Origin of the sequence: Glycomyces sp. NPDC049804 (assembly GCF_040674615.1) — a bacterium.
Lineage (GTDB): Bacteria > Actinomycetota > Actinomycetes > Mycobacteriales > Micromonosporaceae > Glycomyces > Glycomyces niveus.
The window spans coordinates 141467-155142 of sequence record NZ_JBFAMQ010000006.1 but is presented as its reverse complement, the minus strand read 5'-3'; the positions used below and the strand labels follow the sequence as shown (position 1 = coordinate 155142).

At 71.6% G+C, this 13676-nt stretch carries 15 protein-coding genes; 4 read left to right on the top strand and 11 right to left on the bottom strand.

Annotation, left to right across the window (positions count from 1 at the left end; genetic code table 11):
• Positions 1-29: 29 nt before the first annotated feature.
• The 4 genes from AB0K52_RS11780 to lhgO all read right to left on the bottom strand — a co-directional run bounded on the left by AB0K52_RS11780 (position 30) and on the right by lhgO (position 2523).
• Positions 30-371: a hypothetical protein gene (locus tag AB0K52_RS11780; protein WP_363529907.1), complete on the bottom strand. Its 342-nt coding sequence runs from the start codon at positions 369-371 to the stop codon at positions 30-32.
• A 2-nt stretch (positions 372-373) separates the two neighbouring features.
• Positions 374-772, bottom strand: a complete 399-nt coding sequence (locus tag AB0K52_RS11775; protein WP_363529904.1) for a hypothetical protein — start codon at positions 770-772, stop codon at positions 374-376.
• A 66-nt stretch (positions 773-838) separates the two neighbouring features.
• Positions 839-1240 carry a YbaB/EbfC family nucleoid-associated protein gene (locus AB0K52_RS11770; RefSeq protein WP_363529901.1) on the bottom strand — a complete coding sequence of 134 codons (402 nt, stop codon included), beginning with the start codon at positions 1238-1240 and terminating at the stop codon, positions 839-841.
• Between the two features lie 92 nt (positions 1241-1332).
• A complete protein-coding gene (gene lhgO / locus AB0K52_RS11765) occupies positions 1333-2523 on the bottom strand; it encodes an L-2-hydroxyglutarate oxidase (protein WP_363529898.1) in 1191 nt (396 codons plus the stop codon).
• A gap of 135 nt (positions 2524-2658) precedes the next feature.
• On the opposite strand from lhgO, the gene AB0K52_RS11760 reads away from it, so the two are divergent.
• Positions 2659-3231 carry a TetR/AcrR family transcriptional regulator gene (locus tag AB0K52_RS11760; protein ID WP_363529895.1) on the top strand — a complete coding sequence of 191 codons (573 nt, stop codon included), beginning with the start codon at positions 2659-2661 and terminating at the stop codon, positions 3229-3231.
• A gap of 93 nt (positions 3232-3324) precedes the next feature.
• A complete protein-coding gene (locus tag AB0K52_RS11755) occupies positions 3325-4266 on the top strand; it encodes an NAD-dependent epimerase/dehydratase family protein (RefSeq protein WP_363529892.1) in 942 nt (313 codons plus the stop codon).
• A 37-nt stretch (positions 4267-4303) separates the two neighbouring features.
• Here AB0K52_RS11755 and AB0K52_RS11750 read toward each other — a convergent pair whose 3' ends face one another.
• Genes AB0K52_RS11750 through AB0K52_RS11735 form a run of 4 tightly spaced genes read right to left on the bottom strand, consistent with a single transcriptional unit; the run spans position 4304 to position 8525 of the window.
• Entirely contained in the window at positions 4304-5077 is a 774-nt protein-coding gene (locus AB0K52_RS11750) for a sulfite exporter TauE/SafE family protein (protein ID WP_363529884.1), read from the bottom strand.
• A complete protein-coding gene (locus AB0K52_RS11745; protein ID WP_363529881.1) occupies positions 5074-6570 on the bottom strand; it encodes an aldehyde dehydrogenase (NADP(+)) in 1497 nt (498 codons plus the stop codon). Before AB0K52_RS11745 ends, AB0K52_RS11750 begins: the two co-directional genes overlap by 4 nt.
• Positions 6571-6600: 30 nt before the next feature.
• Positions 6601-7383 (bottom strand): IclR family transcriptional regulator, encoded by a 783-nt coding sequence (locus tag AB0K52_RS11740; RefSeq protein WP_363529878.1) that lies wholly within the window; start codon positions 7381-7383, stop codon positions 6601-6603.
• The gene (locus AB0K52_RS11735; RefSeq protein ID WP_363530565.1) at positions 7380-8525 is read right to left on the bottom strand and encodes a mandelate racemase/muconate lactonizing enzyme family protein; all 1146 of its coding nucleotides are present in this window, start codon (positions 8523-8525) and stop codon (positions 7380-7382) included. The genes AB0K52_RS11740 and AB0K52_RS11735 overlap by 4 nt, the downstream gene beginning before the upstream one ends.
• A gap of 70 nt (positions 8526-8595) precedes the next feature.
• On the opposite strand from AB0K52_RS11735, the gene AB0K52_RS11730 reads away from it, so the two are divergent.
• Complete coding sequence (locus tag AB0K52_RS11730; protein ID WP_363529875.1) at positions 8596-8745, top strand: hypothetical protein; 150 nt, start codon at positions 8596-8598, stop codon at positions 8743-8745.
• A 95-nt stretch (positions 8746-8840) separates the two neighbouring features.
• Positions 8841-11207 carry a hypothetical protein gene (locus tag AB0K52_RS11725; protein ID WP_363529872.1) on the top strand — a complete coding sequence of 789 codons (2367 nt, stop codon included), beginning with the start codon at positions 8841-8843 and terminating at the stop codon, positions 11205-11207.
• A 43-nt stretch (positions 11208-11250) separates the two neighbouring features.
• On the opposite strand, the gene AB0K52_RS11720 is transcribed toward AB0K52_RS11725, so the two are convergent.
• From AB0K52_RS11720 to AB0K52_RS11710, 3 genes are all read right to left on the bottom strand, one after another.
• Positions 11251-11880, bottom strand: a complete 630-nt coding sequence (locus AB0K52_RS11720; protein WP_363529869.1) for a dihydrofolate reductase family protein — start codon at positions 11878-11880, stop codon at positions 11251-11253.
• A gap of 65 nt (positions 11881-11945) precedes the next feature.
• Positions 11946-12422 carry an SRPBCC family protein gene (locus AB0K52_RS11715; protein ID WP_363529866.1) on the bottom strand — a complete coding sequence of 159 codons (477 nt, stop codon included), beginning with the start codon at positions 12420-12422 and terminating at the stop codon, positions 11946-11948.
• A 113-nt stretch (positions 12423-12535) separates the two neighbouring features.
• Positions 12536-13663 (bottom strand): DUF4185 domain-containing protein, encoded by a 1128-nt coding sequence (locus AB0K52_RS11710; protein WP_363529863.1) that lies wholly within the window; start codon positions 13661-13663, stop codon positions 12536-12538.
• Positions 13664-13676 lie beyond the last annotated feature (13 nt).

Below are 13676 nucleotides of genomic sequence, written 5' to 3'. Positions count from 1 at the left end.
GGGGAAGTGGTTGCGGGGGTGCGGCGGGGTCAGCCGGTCGCCGGTCGGGACTCGAGGTCGCCTTGGAGCCTGGTGAAGGACTGGGTGATCTCCTCCTCGGCCGCCTGATGGTCGTCCGCCATGCCGCGCAGTGCCTCGGAGAGGCCGGTCAGATCCTCGACGATGCCGGTGAAGCAGTCGGTGACCGCTCCCATGCACACCTCGTGCGCGATGCCGCCCGCGGTGCCGATGATGTCGCCGCCGAAGGCGTCCGCGTACTGGCCGACCGCCGCGGTGAACTCGTCGAGCAGCGTCTGCACGTCGTCCTTGGCCGCGTCGAGCTCGTCCGCGGACTGGCGGATCGTCGCCGGGTCGACATCGAAGCCCGCCATGGTCATCGACCTCCGTGGAGCTTGGCCATGAGGTCGCCGATCGCGGCGTCCATGTCCTTGAACTGCTGCAGCGAGGCGTCCTGCATCCGGGCCACCTGTTCGTTCATCGCCGCCTGGTCCGGGACGGGGCCGGTGAGGGCGGACATCGCCGTCCGCTGGTCGAGCGCGTCGTTCACCGCCAGCATCAGCTGCTCGACGAGGGCTTCCGGGCCGTCCCGGAGGGCGCTGAGGGTCATCCTGATCCGCTCGAACCGGCCGTCGGTCCCGAGCGTCACCTTGATGCGTCCCTCGGCCGCCTCGGTCAGGATCGGCTCCGCCTGCCCTCCAGGCAGGGCGGGCCCCTGCGCCATGGTCTCGCGGGCCTGCGAGAGCTGCTCCGCGATCTGGTCTTCTCCGAACATGCCGACCTCCGCGCCGCACTATACCTGAAGAAAGCTAACTGAAAGTTTCCTGCTCGGTTCCCGGGATCACTTGCCCCCGTTGAGCTTTGCCAGGACCTGAGTGATCGACTCGCTCATGGCCTGGAGCTGCCGGACCCCGGCGTCCTGGACCGCGGCCAGTGATTCCCCGATGGACCCGAGGTCGGGGACGCGCTCGTCCGCGGTCACCATCGTCGCCCGCTGGTCGAGGGCGTCGTTGAGCGCTGCCAGGACGTGCTCGGCGATGTAGTCCGTGCCTTCCTTCACCGCCTTGGGGTCCACATTGATGGCCGAGACGCGGCCGTCGGCCCCGAGCGTCACGCTGATGCGCCCTTTCGCGGCCTCCGCCGTCACCGGCACCGCCTGGTCGTCCTCGGGCGACGCGGTCGCCTTCGCCAGGGTCGCCCGCGCCTCGGCCAGCTCTTGCGCGAACCCGCCTTCTCCGGTCATCGATCCTCCTGCGCCGCTGCGAATAAGACCGGATGATCGTATCTCGTGGACGGGTGGGACCACGGTCGCGCGATCCGGGCCGGCGGAACGGCCTAGTCGAGGGCGTTCACGATGTGTTCGGCGATGGCCATCGAGGAGGTGGCGGCAGGAGAGGGGGCGTTGCGGACGGCGGTGACGGGACCGAGGCGGTGGATGCGGAAGTCGTCGACGAGGGCGCCGTCGCGGTCGAGGGCCTGGGCGCGGACGCCGGCGCCGTCGCGTTCGACGTCGGCGACGGTGATGTCCGGGAAGTACTGCTGGGCAGCTTTCATGTAGGCGCGCTTGGAGAGCGAGCCGTAGACCTCGTGGGCGCCCATGCGCCGGTGGCGGGCGGCCATGCGCCACGCGCCGGGCCAGGCGGCGAGGCGGGCGAGGTGGGCCGGGCTGAGGTCGCGCCAGCGGTAGCCCTCGGCGGCGAGCGCGAGGACGGCGTTCGGGCCGATCTCCACCGTGCCGTCCGTGCGGCGGGTGAAGTGGACGCCGAGGAAGGGGTAGCCGGGTTCGGGGACGGGGTAGACGAGGCCACGCAGCTGCGCGGCCTTGTCGTTCACGACGCGGAGGTACTCGCCGCGGAAGGGGACGATGCGGGGGCCGGGCTCGTCGCCGGCGAGCGCGGCGACGCGGTCGGCTTGGAGTCCGGCGCAGAGGATCAGGCGGTCGACGGTGACGTGCTCGTCGCCGGAGTGGACGCGGACGCGGTCGCCGTCGGGCGTGATGCGGTCGACCGGGAAGCCCAGGCGCACTTCGCCTCCGGCGGCGGCCACTTCGGCACCGAAGGCGCGGGCGACGGCGGCGTAGTCGGTGATGGCGCTGCCCGGCGAGTGGAGGGCGCCGAGTCCGGTGGCGTGGGGCTCGATCTCGCGCAGCGCTTCGGGGCCGACGCGGCGCAGCCCGGGGACGCCGTTGGCGGCGGCCCGCTCGTAAAGGGCGTCCAAGCGCGGGATCTCTTCGTCGCGGACGGCGACGACGAGCTTGCCGCACTCCACATAGGGCAGATCGTGCGCGGTGCAGTACTCCTTGAGGAGGGCGACGCCGCGGGTGCACAGGCGGGCCTTGAGGCTACCGGGCGTGTAGTAGATACCGGCGTGGACGACGCCGGAGTTGTGGCCGGTCTGGTGGGCCGCGACCCGGTCCTCCTTGTCGAAGACCACGACGCGGACGCCGGGGCGGCGGCGGGTGAGCTCGCGGGCGGTCGCGAGGCCCACGATCCCGGCCCCGACGACGCCGAACACCTCATCACCCATGTGCACACGCCGCCTTCGGTTTCGGGCCGGTTCGACCGGGGATGTCCCCCCAGTCGAGCCGACCCTACCTGCCGCAATCGCTTGCACGCACTCCCGGGGTGGCGCCGCCAAAAGAGTGAGTGTACAGTCATTCACATGAAGGAACGAGTGCTTTCCACGGCCGAGGAACGGCGTGGAGCGGTGGTGTCGAGCGCGATCGCGAGCTTCGCGCGCGGCGGGTTCCACACCGTCACCATCGCGGAGGTGGCCAAGCACGCCGGCATCTCCCCCGCGTACGTCTCGAAGCTGTTCTCCTCCAAGACGCAGCTGTTCGTCGCGGCGCTCGAGGAGTGCTACCGACGCATCGTGGACGCGCTGGAGCGCGGCGCCGAAGCGAGCGAGGACGACTCGCCCGACGCGGTGCTCGAGGCCATGGCCGCGGCGTACGCCGCGCTCATCGCCGACCGCGACCTGCTCGCGATCCAGGTGCACGCCCAGTCCGCCACCGCGGACCCGGTCATCGCCCGGACCGTGCGCCAGGGCATCGCGGAGCTGACCGAGTACGTCAGCGCCCGCTCCCGGGCCGACGGCCCTGCCGTGCAGCGCTTCATGGCCTACGGGCAGCTGTGCCACCTGCTCACCGCGATCGACGCGTTCGACTCGGACGCCGCGTGGGCCGAGACGCTCACCGAGGGCATGCACCACATGCCGGCCCGCCGACCTTCCTGACCGGACCGCGCCCCGACGGCAGAGGCCTGACGGGCGATTTTTTCAGCCGTATCAGTGAGTGACTAGCCACTCAACAACCTGAGGAGATCCATCATGAACACCGCTTCCCTGCACGTCGTCCTCGGCGCCGGACCCGCCGGGACCGCCATCGCCGCCGAACTCGCGCAGCGCGACCTCCCGGTCCGCCACGTCTCCCGCAGCGAGATCCCCGAGACCGACAAGCGGATCGAGCGGGCCACGGCCGACCTGTCCACTCCGGAGGCCGCCATCGCGGCCACGGTCGGCGCCTCGGTCGTCTACCACGCGGTCAACGTGCCGTACCACCTCCAGACCGAGGTCCTGCCGGGCATCACGACCTCGATCCTCATCGCGGCCGCGCACCACGGCGCACGCCTGGTCGTGCTCGACACGCTCTACCCGTACGGCGAGGCGGAAGGCGAGGCCATCACCGAGCAGACGCCCTGGGCCGCGACCAGCCGCAAGGGCCGGCTCCGCGCCGAGCTCGATCGGGAGTACCTTGCGGCGCACCGCAACGGCGATGTCAGCGTGGTGCTCGGCCGGGCCGCCGACTTCTTCGGACCGGGCGTGCTCAACTCCACCCTCGGCGGGGCGTTCTTCCCCGGCGCGATCACCGGCGGGAAGGTCCTCGGTCTCGGCGACCTCGCTCTGCCGCACAGCTACACGTACATCGGCGACGTCGCGCGCGGCCTCGTCGCCCTCGGCGCCGACCCGCGCGGCGACGGCCGCGTCTGGCACCTCCCGACCAACCCCGCGGTGTCGACGCTCGAAGTGCACCGGCTCGTCGAAACACTCGTCGGACGCGAACTGGACGTGGACGTCCTGGCCGAACTCGTCGCGTACGGACCCTTCGACGAGCAGTTCATCAACGAGTACCGCGAGATGTTCTACCAGCACCAGATCCCGCAGAACATGGTCTCGGCCGATTTCGAGGCGACCTTCGGGCTGCGGCCCACGCCATGGCGGGAAGCGCTCCAGGCGACGCTCGACTGGTACCGCGCCGCGTTCGGCGCATGAGCGCGCGCGGGCCGGGGCGGCCCCGGCCCGCCTCCGTTCAAGCGGTCGCGGCGGAGAGGATCAGAAGCGCCGAGCCGACGCCCGAGAGCACGAGGGTGGCGAGCTCGAACTGGCGCTGGTTGATGCGGTGGACGACGGCGCGGCCGATGAGCGCGCCGACCGCGATCGCCGGGATGAGGACGACCGCGGTGAGGAGCGTGTGCCAGGAGATGAGGCCGAGCCCGACGCTGAAGGGGACCTTGAAGAGGTTGACGGCGAAGAAGAACCACGCCATCGTGCCGAGGAAGCGGAGCTTCGGGAAGCCCGAGAGCATGAGGTACAGGACCATCACCGGCCCGGCCGCGTTCGCCATCATCGTCGTCGCGCCCGCGGCGACGCCGGCCCCGGCGGCGGCGCTCCGCCGGGCGAGGCCGCTCGGCGGCTGCGACGCCTCCGCCTTGGGGCGCAGGCGGTTCCAGAGCTGGAGGGCGAGCATGGCGAGGAGGATGACGCCGATGAGGAGCTTCATGAGCGTGTCGTCGACGAACCAGAGCACGACCGCGCCGCCCACGGTGCCGACGACGACCCAGGGAGCGAGCCGGCCGAGGACGCGCCATTCGACGTGCCGCGAGTAGAAGCGGATCGCGAAGAGGTCGGCGATGATGAGCACCGGCAGGAGCGCGCCGGTGGACTCCTTCGCGGGGAGCACGGTGGCGAACAGCAGGATCGGCAGCGACCCCGTCCCCGCGATGCCGGTCTTCGAGAAGCCGACGAGCGCCGCCGCGAGGGCCAGCATGGCCCAGGCGGCGGCGTCGGCTGGCAGTGCGGTCACAGGCGGAGCCGACCGTCGACGCGCTGCGGGACGCCGGCGTCGTCGCGCACCTCGGGCGGCAGCACCGACGCCGGCGCGTTCTGCCACGTCATGGGGCGCAGGAAGCGGCGGATCGCGGTGGCGCCCACCGAGGTGTGGAGCGTGTTCGTCGAAGGCCACGGGCCGCCGTGGTGCTGGGCCCACGAGACGAGCACGCCCGTCGGGAACTGGTCGAACACGAGCCGCCCGGCCAGCGGCTGGACGAGCGCCACGAGCGGCGCGAGGTCCGGGTCGTCCGCGGCGGTGTGGAGGGTGGCGGTGAGCGAGGCCGGGAGCGCGGCGAACGCGTCCCGCAGCTCGGCCTCGCCGCTGTAGCGGACGGCGACCGCGGTGGGGCCGAAGCACTCCTCCGCGACGGCGGGCGTGAAGTCCGCGGCGTCCACTTCGAGCAGACGCGGGCTGCCGAAGTGACCCTCTTGGGGCGCTTCGGCGCCGGCCGCGAGGGCCTTGACGCCGGGCGCGGCGGTGTAGGCGGCGGTGATGTCGCGGTAGGAGTCGGCGATGCGGGCGTTGAGGAGCGGGAACGCCGCGGTCTCGGCGATGAGGGACGCGGCCTCGCCCAAGAGCGCGTCGCCCTCGGACCCGGAGGGGACGAACACGATGCCGGGCTTGGTGCACAGCTGCCCGCCCGAGCCGGTTACGGAGGCGACGAGGCCGCTCGCGATCGCCTCGGGCCGCTCGGCGGCGGCCGCGGCGGTGACGATGAGCGGGTTGACGCTCGAGAGCTCGCCGTAGAACGGGATCGGCTCGGGGCGGCCGTTGATGATGTCGAGCAGGGCCTTGCCGCCGGTGAGCGAGCCGGTGAAGCCGACGGCCTTCACGGCCGAGTCGGCGACGAGGGCCGCGCCCGCCTCGGTGCCGAACACGATGCCCACGGTCCCTTGCGGCGCATCGACGTCCGCGCAGGCCTCGACCAGGGCCTCGTAGGCGAGCTGCGAGAGGCCCACATGCGAGTCGTGCGCCTTGACGATGACGGGGTTCCCGGCGGCGAGCGCCGAGACGGTGTCGCCCCCGGGCACGGAGAACGCGAGCGGGAAGTTCGAGGCGCCGAAGACGGCGACGGGCCCGAGCGGGACGAGCATGCGGCGCAGGTCCGGGCCGGGTCCCATCGGCGTGTCGGCGGCGTGGTCGATCGTCGCCTCGAGGTAGCCGCCGTCCTCCGCGACCTGGGCGAAGAACTCGGCCTGGTAGACGGTGCGGGTGAGCTCGCCGTTGAGGCGGGCCTCCGGGAGGCCGGTCTCCCGCCGGCCGAGGGCGACGACGGCGTCGCGGCGCGCTTCGAGGCGGGCGGCGACCGCGCGCAGGAGCCGGGCGCGGAACTCGCGGCCGCGGCGGTCGAGCTCGGGGGCGGCGGCCGCCGCGGCGGCGGTGATCCGCTGGACGTCCTCGAGCGAGGTCGGTTCGGCCGCGGCGACGGTGTCGCCGGTGCGCGGGTCGGTGCTGGTGATCGTCATCTCAGATTCCTTGCTGTGCAACGGTAGTGGTCAGGCCGGATGCGGAGTCGCCCAGTCGCTGTGGCCGAGGCGGCGGGAGATGGCGGCGGCGGTCTCGGCGACGAGGGGGCCGAAGGGCTCACGGGCGGCGTCCATGCGGTGGGTCGGCCCGGCGATGCTGATCGCGGCGGTGACGGTGCCGCTCTGGTCGAACACGGGCGCGCCGAAGCAGGTGCTGCCCGCGTCGAACTCGCCGTGCTCCTCGCTCCAGCCGCGCCGGCGCGCCTCGCCGACGGCGTCGCGGAGGCGGTCGCGGTCGGTCTCGGTCGCCTTCGTGTACGCCTCCATCGCGAGGTGCGCGACGGTCTCCTCGCAGCGGTCGGGCGCGAGCCCGGCGAGGAAGGCCTTGCCCACGGAGGTGGCGTGCAGGGGCCGGCGCGCCCCCAGTTCGGAGCGGACGTGCACGGCCTGGTGGCCGATCTCGCGGAAGACGAACACGATCTCGTCGCCGCTGAGCACGCCGAGGCTGACGGTCTCGCCGGTGCGCTCGGCGAGGTCGCGCAGCATCGGCGGGGCGACGGTGAGCACGTCCATGTTCCGGCCCGCCGCCATCGCCATCCGCGCGGCGGCCGGCCCGAGGCGCCAATGGCCGTCCGCCTGCGTCAGGTATTCGGCGGTCTCCAGGCGCTCGACGAGCCGGTAGACGGCGCTGCGGCTCACGCCGACCGCTTCGACGAGCTCGGTGGTGGTCGCCTTGCCGCGCATGGTGAGCACCTCGAGGATCTCGAGGGCCCGGTCGAGCGCGCCCTTGGGCGGCTCGGCGCGCGGCGTCACGCCCCCGACCCGAACCGCTCGGTGGCCGCGGTCCACTCCCGGGCCTGCTCGCTGAGGCTGAAGCCCAGACCCGGCCGGGCCGGGACGACCATGCGGCCGCCGGTGATCTCGAGCCGCTCGTTGAACAGCGGCTCCAGCCACTCGAAGTGCTCCACCCACGGGTCGTGCTCGTAGGCGGCGGCGAGGTGCAGGTGGATCTCCATGGCGAAGTGCGGGGCCATGCGGACGCGGGCGTGCTCGCCCAGCGACATGATCTTGAGGAACGGCGTGATGCCGCCGACGCGCGGCGCGTCCGGCTGGATGAAGTCGATGCTGCGATGGGCGATGAGGTCGGCGTGCTCGGCGACGCTCGTGAGCATCTCGCCCGTGGCGATCGGGGTGGCGAGCTCGCGGGCGAGGTCGGCGTGGCCGACCGCGTCGTACGCGTCCAGCGGCTCCTCGATCCACGTCAGCTCGAACGCTTCGAGCTTGCGCCCCATGCGGATCGCGGTGCTGCGGTCCCACTGCTGGTTGGCGTCGACCATGAGCGGGAAGTCGTCGCCCAAGTGCTCGCGGACGGCCGCGACGCGCCGCAGGTCGATCCGGGTGTCGGGCTGGCCGACCTTGATCTTGACGCCGCCGATGCCGCTCGCGACGGCTGCGCTCGTGTTCTCCAGGACCTCCTCGATCGACGAGGAGAGGAACCCGCCCGAGGTGTTGTAGCAGGCCACCGAGTCACGATGGGCGCCAAGGAGTTTGGCGAGCGGGAGCCCGGCGCGCTTGGCCTTGAGGTCCCACAGCGCGATGTCGAACGCCGCGATCGCCTGCGTGGACAGGCCGCTGCGGCCCACGGACGCGCCCGCCCACACCAGCTTCGTCCAGATCCGCTGGATGTCGTTGGGGTCCTCGCCGATCAGGTCGGGGGCGATCTCGCGGGCGTGCGCGTACTGGCCCTTGCCGCCGGCGCGCTTGGAGTAGCTGTAGCCGACGCCTTCGAGCCCGGCCTCGGTGCGGATCTCCGCGAACAGGAACGCGATCTCGGTCATCGGCTTCTGGCGGCCGGTCAGGACCTTCGCGTCGCTGATCGCGGCCTTCAGCGGCAGGATCGCGTGCGAGATCCGCACGGACGCGATGCGGTCGAGGCTCGCCTCGCCGCGCTGCAGGGCGCTGAAGTGGCGTTCGTTGACGGCGCTCGTCTCGGTGGCGCTCGTCCGGTCGAGGAAGGTGGATTCAGTGGACAAGGTCGACTCGCTCTCCTACGCTGGAAAGTCCCATTCATTGGGAATTCATATCGATGAATGGGACGTGACGAGCTTAGGCCAGGCCGGGGTGCGGCGCAAGGGGTCCGTGCCCGCGCCCGCCTATAGCGCCTCGATCGGATGAACGCATCCCTTAGGACCGCAGGTGAAACTGTCGGATACCCGACTTGCGCGCTCCAGCACGGCCGAAACGACACACCCGACTGCGACCATGTGCGGATGGCAACGATCACACCCCGTGCCGGCAACGGCGAGCCTCATGAAAGCGCCCACTCCCAGCCCTACACCCCGGCCGACCGCCCCCGGCTCATCCTCGTCACCGGCACCGCCATCGACGGCCAGACCCTCCGGAACCTGCGGCGCACCCGCGAGTTCGCCGCCGTCGTCCCCCTGGGCCCCAGCGAGTCCCGGCCCGGCAGCAGCGTCTGGGAGCGCTTCGCGAACCGGCCCGAGTTCGCCGAGCACTCGCCGTTCAAGATCCTCAGACTCATGCTCACCGCCGCCCTCGGAGACCTTCCCGGCGCCGACGAGCGCGCGCTCGGCTACGAAGCGCTCGCGCTCACCCGCGACAAGCCCAACCGGTTCCTCAACTGGCTCAACAAGGGCCGGACCGACGATCCGGGCGTCGAGGTCGGCCTCAACATCGGCGTCGCCTCCGTCCACCGGCAGATGAACCCCCGCGCGCTGCTGCTCGACCTCCGCTTCGGCAAGGCCCGCAAGCGCCTCATGAACCTGACCACGACCGAGGGCCGCTGGGACGTCACCTCGGTCCAGCAGGCGGCGCAGCAGCTCCCCGTCGGCGACGCCCCGAACCACCCCATCGCCGACCGCGCCCGCCAAGAACTCGTCGACATCTACCGCCGCTCCTTCATCGCCGACTGCGCGGTCAACGGCATCGAACTCGTCTTCGCCGGCGTCGGCGACGGCGACGAGGCCCACCGGCTCGCCTCCGAACTCAAGGCCGCCAGCCATGACCCCGCCGGCCAGCTCCATTACTACGAGCACCGCGACCCGAGCCAACGCCTGCACGCCCGTGAGGTCTTCGGGCAGGTGCGGGCGCTGCGCACCGGGCCCTCCCGCTTCGCCGAATGGGACCACTTCGGCGCCGCGGGGCTCGTCGACGCCGCGACGCCCCTCGTCCCGCCCAAGCCGCCCTGGCGCACCATCGCGTGGGCGACAGCGGCGGCGATGGCGGTCGTGCTCGCCGCGACCTTCGCGACCCTCTGGGCCACCGGCGAATTCGACGAGCCGCCCTGCGGCGAGCCCTTCGAGCGCGACCGGGCCAGCGGCGAATGCGAGCGCGTGAGCGAAGGCGCCGACTGCGTCAACCCGGAGCTCCGGCCCGCCTGCGAGGCCGTCGCCCGGCAGAACGCCGCCATCGGCGACCAGGACCACTTCACCGTCGCCCTGGCCCTCTCGATGACGTTCGAGGGCGACGACGCGAACTCCCCCGGCGACATCGCCAACCAGATCCAGGGGGCCGCCGCCGCGCAGGCGCTCATCAACGACAGCCAGTCGCCGAAGGTGCGGCTCCTCCTGACCGACCTGGGGCCCAGCAACTCCGAATGGGACGATGCGGCCGACGTGCTGCTCGACCTCCGCACCGAGCAGAACCTGATCGCCATCGCCGGGCTCAGCACCAGCTACGAGGCGACGCAGCTGTTCATCGAGCGCATGAACCGTGAAGGCCTGGTCGTCATGGGCTCGACCATCACCGGCGACAACATGCTCACCGGGAGCGGCGAGACGAACTCGGCGTTCCGGGTGGGCCCCACCAACACCCAGGAGGCGGAGGCGCTGGCGTCGTTCGTGCGCGAGCACGGCGACCTGTGCTCGGTGTTCAACGTGAGCGACACCGACCGCAGCTACGACTACGCCATCACGCTGAACCAGGCGTTCCAGGCGCAGCAGGCGGCGGAGGGGTGCGCCGACGCGCCGCGCCCGTTCACCTACAACGGCTCGGACATCGCGGAGGTCAACCAGTCGCTGTTCGAGGAGACGGTGACGGCGATGTGCGACGAGATCCAAGAGGACTCGTACCTGTTCTTCGCGGGGCTCTCGCGGTTCGCCCTGCCCTCGCTCATCCGGAGCCTGATCACGCGGAAGGGGTCGTGCCTGGAGCACCGGATCACGATCATCACCGGGGACAACGCCTCGTCGGTGCCGCGCGACCGCTCGCTCGTGGCCGACCTGCGGGCCGCCAATGTGGACCTGTACTACATCGGCCTCGCGCACCCGGACCAGTGGGCGGCGGCCGGTGAGGAGCACCGGCACTCGTCGGAGCAGATGAAGAGCGCCGTCGACCAGCTGCTGCACCAGTTCGGGACGGAGGCGAACCTGGCGAACGGCCAGGCGCTCATGTCGTTCGAGGCGGTCTGGCTGACCGCGCTCATAGCGCAGGCCCAGGGCCCCACGGTCACCGCCGACTCGCTCGCGGACGAGCTGCGGGACTTCAGCGGGATCACGGCCACCGGACCCCTCGAGTTCGACGACAACGGCAACCCGGTCGGCAAGACGCTGACGGTCCTGGCGGCCACGACCGACGTCGAGGACCCGGTCGAGGTGATCGCGCTGGTCACCTCGTGAACGCGGCGGGCGCGGCCCGCGGGCCGCGCCCGCCGCGCGGACGTCAGGTGATGCGGTCGACCTCGTCCTCCATGTCGCCCACGGCCGGCTCGCCCGCGGTCTCGTACTCGAGCTTGAGCGTGCCGTTCGCGAAGATCCGGGACTCGGTCAGGCGCAGGGCCGTGGGCACCGCGCCGTCCGCGAAGACGCGCTTGCCCTGGGCGAGCACGAGCGGGTAGACCCACAGGTTGAGCCGGTCGACCAGTCCCTCCCGCAGGAGCGACTGGACGAGGTCGAGGCTGCCGATGACGTGGACGTGGTCGTGGCGGGCCTTGAGGCCGGCCACGGCCTCGGCCAGGCCGCCTTCGAGGAGGCTCGCGCCCTCCCAGCTCAGCGGGGGTTCGAGGGTGCGGGAGGCGACGTACTTGGGGACGCGGTTCATGAGCTCGGTGAAGTCGAACTCGGCGGGGGCCGTGGGCCAGTAGCCCGCGAAGATCTCGTAGGTGCGGCGGCCGAGCAGCAGGGCGTCCATGCCCTTGGCCTGCTCGAATATGAAGTGCTCCTCGTCGCGGTCGATGAGCGGCGCCTGCCAGCCGCCGTACTCGAAGCCGCCCTCGGGGTCCTCCTCGGGCGCTCCGGGCGCCTGCGCGACGCCGTCGACGGACATGAACTCGGTGACGATGAGCTTGCCCATGGTCTGCTCCTCTGCTTCGTGTTCCTTTCAATGGAGACGACGCCGCGGGCGGGGAATCATCGGCGTCAGCCCTGCAGCGGCTCGCCGGTCTCGAGGAGGGTCTTGAGGCTCGAGACCAGTTCCGGCCAGCCCTCGATCACCATCTCGCGCACCCTGCTGCCGGGCTCGAAGCCGTCGTGCGTGACCTTGAGCCGGACCGTGCCCGCGCCGGGTTCGAGGTCGAACGCGACCTGCGAGCGCGGTTCGGCCGCGATGGCGGCGAGCGCGTCCTCCCCCACGCGGGCGCGTCGGGCCCACTCGGGGGTGAACGCGTGCCAGGTGTAGGCGAGGCGGCGGGGCGGGTCGGCCTCGAGCACGCGCTGGCCGGGGTCGGCGATGCTGACGCCGCGTTCGGCCCAGGTCATCGGCGAGCCGGGGGCCCAGTCGGTGTCGAAGGACAGGCCCCAGTACCGCTCGGTGAACTGGGGTTCGGTGAGTGCCCGCCACAGCTCTCTCGGCGTGGTCTTGATCCGTGCCAGGTAGACGAACGCGTCGCCGCCCATGCCGGTCTCCTCCCGTCGGCGTCCCGGTCCAGCCTAGGCGCGATCGCGGTGTGAGGGGGCGCATCCGGGCCGGAGACCGGTGGTCTCCGGCCCGGGGGTGTTGCGGTGCAGGTCTAGCGGCCGCGGCCGAGCTGGGCGTGGACGTCGATGTAGCGGGGCCGGTAGAGGCCGGCGTCCGCGTAGAGGTCGTCGGGGTTGAAGCTGTTGACGTTGTAGGAGATGACGAGGGTGTCGCCGTCGCCGAGGCCGGGGTGGGCCTTGGCGTTGTAGGTGAAGACGTTCCCGCCGGTCTCGGGGGTGGTGTAGAGCTCGGTCTTGCCGGTGTAGGGGCCGGTGAGCTCGCTGCTTCGGTACATGACGATCTTGGCGCTGAGCGGTTCGGTGGCGTCGCCGGTGACGAGCGTGAACGCGCCCTGGAAGCGGGACACGCTGAACTCGTTGGAGACGCCCTCGAGGATGCGGCTGGAGACGGCGGGGTCGGTGCCCCAGGTTCCGGCGTCGAAGTACTCCCAGCCGGCGGTGTTCAGCGAGCCGGTGGGGACGCGGGCGAGGTGGGCGTACTTCTGGGCCTGGTTGTCCTCGACGCCGAAGATATAGGTGTAGCCGTCTTCGGGGTCCTCGTAGATCGCCGAGCCCCAGTTGATCAGGGAGTTCTCGCCGACGGGCGAGTCGGGCAGGTCGGTGACCGAGACGAGCCGCATGTCGGCGGGGTCGAGGGTCGCGACGGCGTTGCCGGTGAACTTGAAGTCGAAGACGCCGCTGCCGGTCTTGACGAACTCGAGGAGCATGACGCGGAGCATGCCGTTCTCCACCGTGGCGTCCCCGAACCAGTACCAGCGCTGCGTCTCGTCGGCGCCGGTGACTTTGACGAGGGATTCGGGGGCGGCCTCGGTGCCGCCGGTGTAGGTGGTGAGCGTGCCGTCGTCGTCGACGATGATCGAGTTGTGGAGGAACGGCGAGTCGGCGGGTCGGCCGCCGTTCTCGTCGACCTCGCCCATGAACGTGTCGGAGTAGATCCACGCGGTGGAGCCGTCGGGGAGGTCGACGCTGTACGCGGAGTCGGCGCCGGTCCAGCGTCCGGCGGTGTCGGCGTAGGTGCCGAAGCGTTCGGTGAGCTCGGTGTTGATCTCGGCGGTGATGCTCGCGGCGCAGGGGGCCGGGGCCGCGTTCGCGGCGGTGAGCGGTATGACGGCGGCCGCGAGGCCGGCGGCGGCCGCGAGGGTGAGCGAGCGGTGGGTCATGGTCTGCTCCTTT

Coding starts and splice junctions, on each gene's coding strand:
- AB0K52_RS11780 (WP_363529907.1), bottom strand. CDS start 371: ATGGCGGGCTTCGATGTCGACCCGGCGACGATCCGCCAGTCCGCGGAC.
- AB0K52_RS11775 (WP_363529904.1), bottom strand. CDS start 772: ATGTTCGGAGAAGACCAGATCGCGGAGCAGCTCTCGCAGGCCCGCGAG.
- AB0K52_RS11770 (WP_363529901.1), bottom strand. CDS start 1,240: ATGACCGGAGAAGGCGGGTTCGCGCAAGAGCTGGCCGAGGCGCGGGCG.
- lhgO (WP_363529898.1), bottom strand. CDS start 2,523: ATGGGTGATGAGGTGTTCGGCGTCGTCGGGGCCGGGATCGTGGGCCTC.
- AB0K52_RS11760 (WP_363529895.1), top strand. CDS start 2,659: ATGAAGGAACGAGTGCTTTCCACGGCCGAGGAACGGCGTGGAGCGGTG.
- AB0K52_RS11755 (WP_363529892.1), top strand. CDS start 3,325: ATGAACACCGCTTCCCTGCACGTCGTCCTCGGCGCCGGACCCGCCGGG.
- AB0K52_RS11745 (WP_363529881.1), bottom strand. CDS start 6,570: ATGACGATCACCAGCACCGACCCGCGCACCGGCGACACCGTCGCCGCG.
- AB0K52_RS11725 (WP_363529872.1), top strand. CDS start 8,841: ATGGCAACGATCACACCCCGTGCCGGCAACGGCGAGCCTCATGAAAGC.
- AB0K52_RS11720 (WP_363529869.1), bottom strand. CDS start 11,880: ATGGGCAAGCTCATCGTCACCGAGTTCATGTCCGTCGACGGCGTCGCG.
- AB0K52_RS11715 (WP_363529866.1), bottom strand. CDS start 12,422: ATGGGCGGCGACGCGTTCGTCTACCTGGCACGGATCAAGACCACGCCG.
- AB0K52_RS11710 (WP_363529863.1), bottom strand. CDS start 13,663: ATGACCCACCGCTCGCTCACCCTCGCGGCCGCCGCCGGCCTCGCGGCC.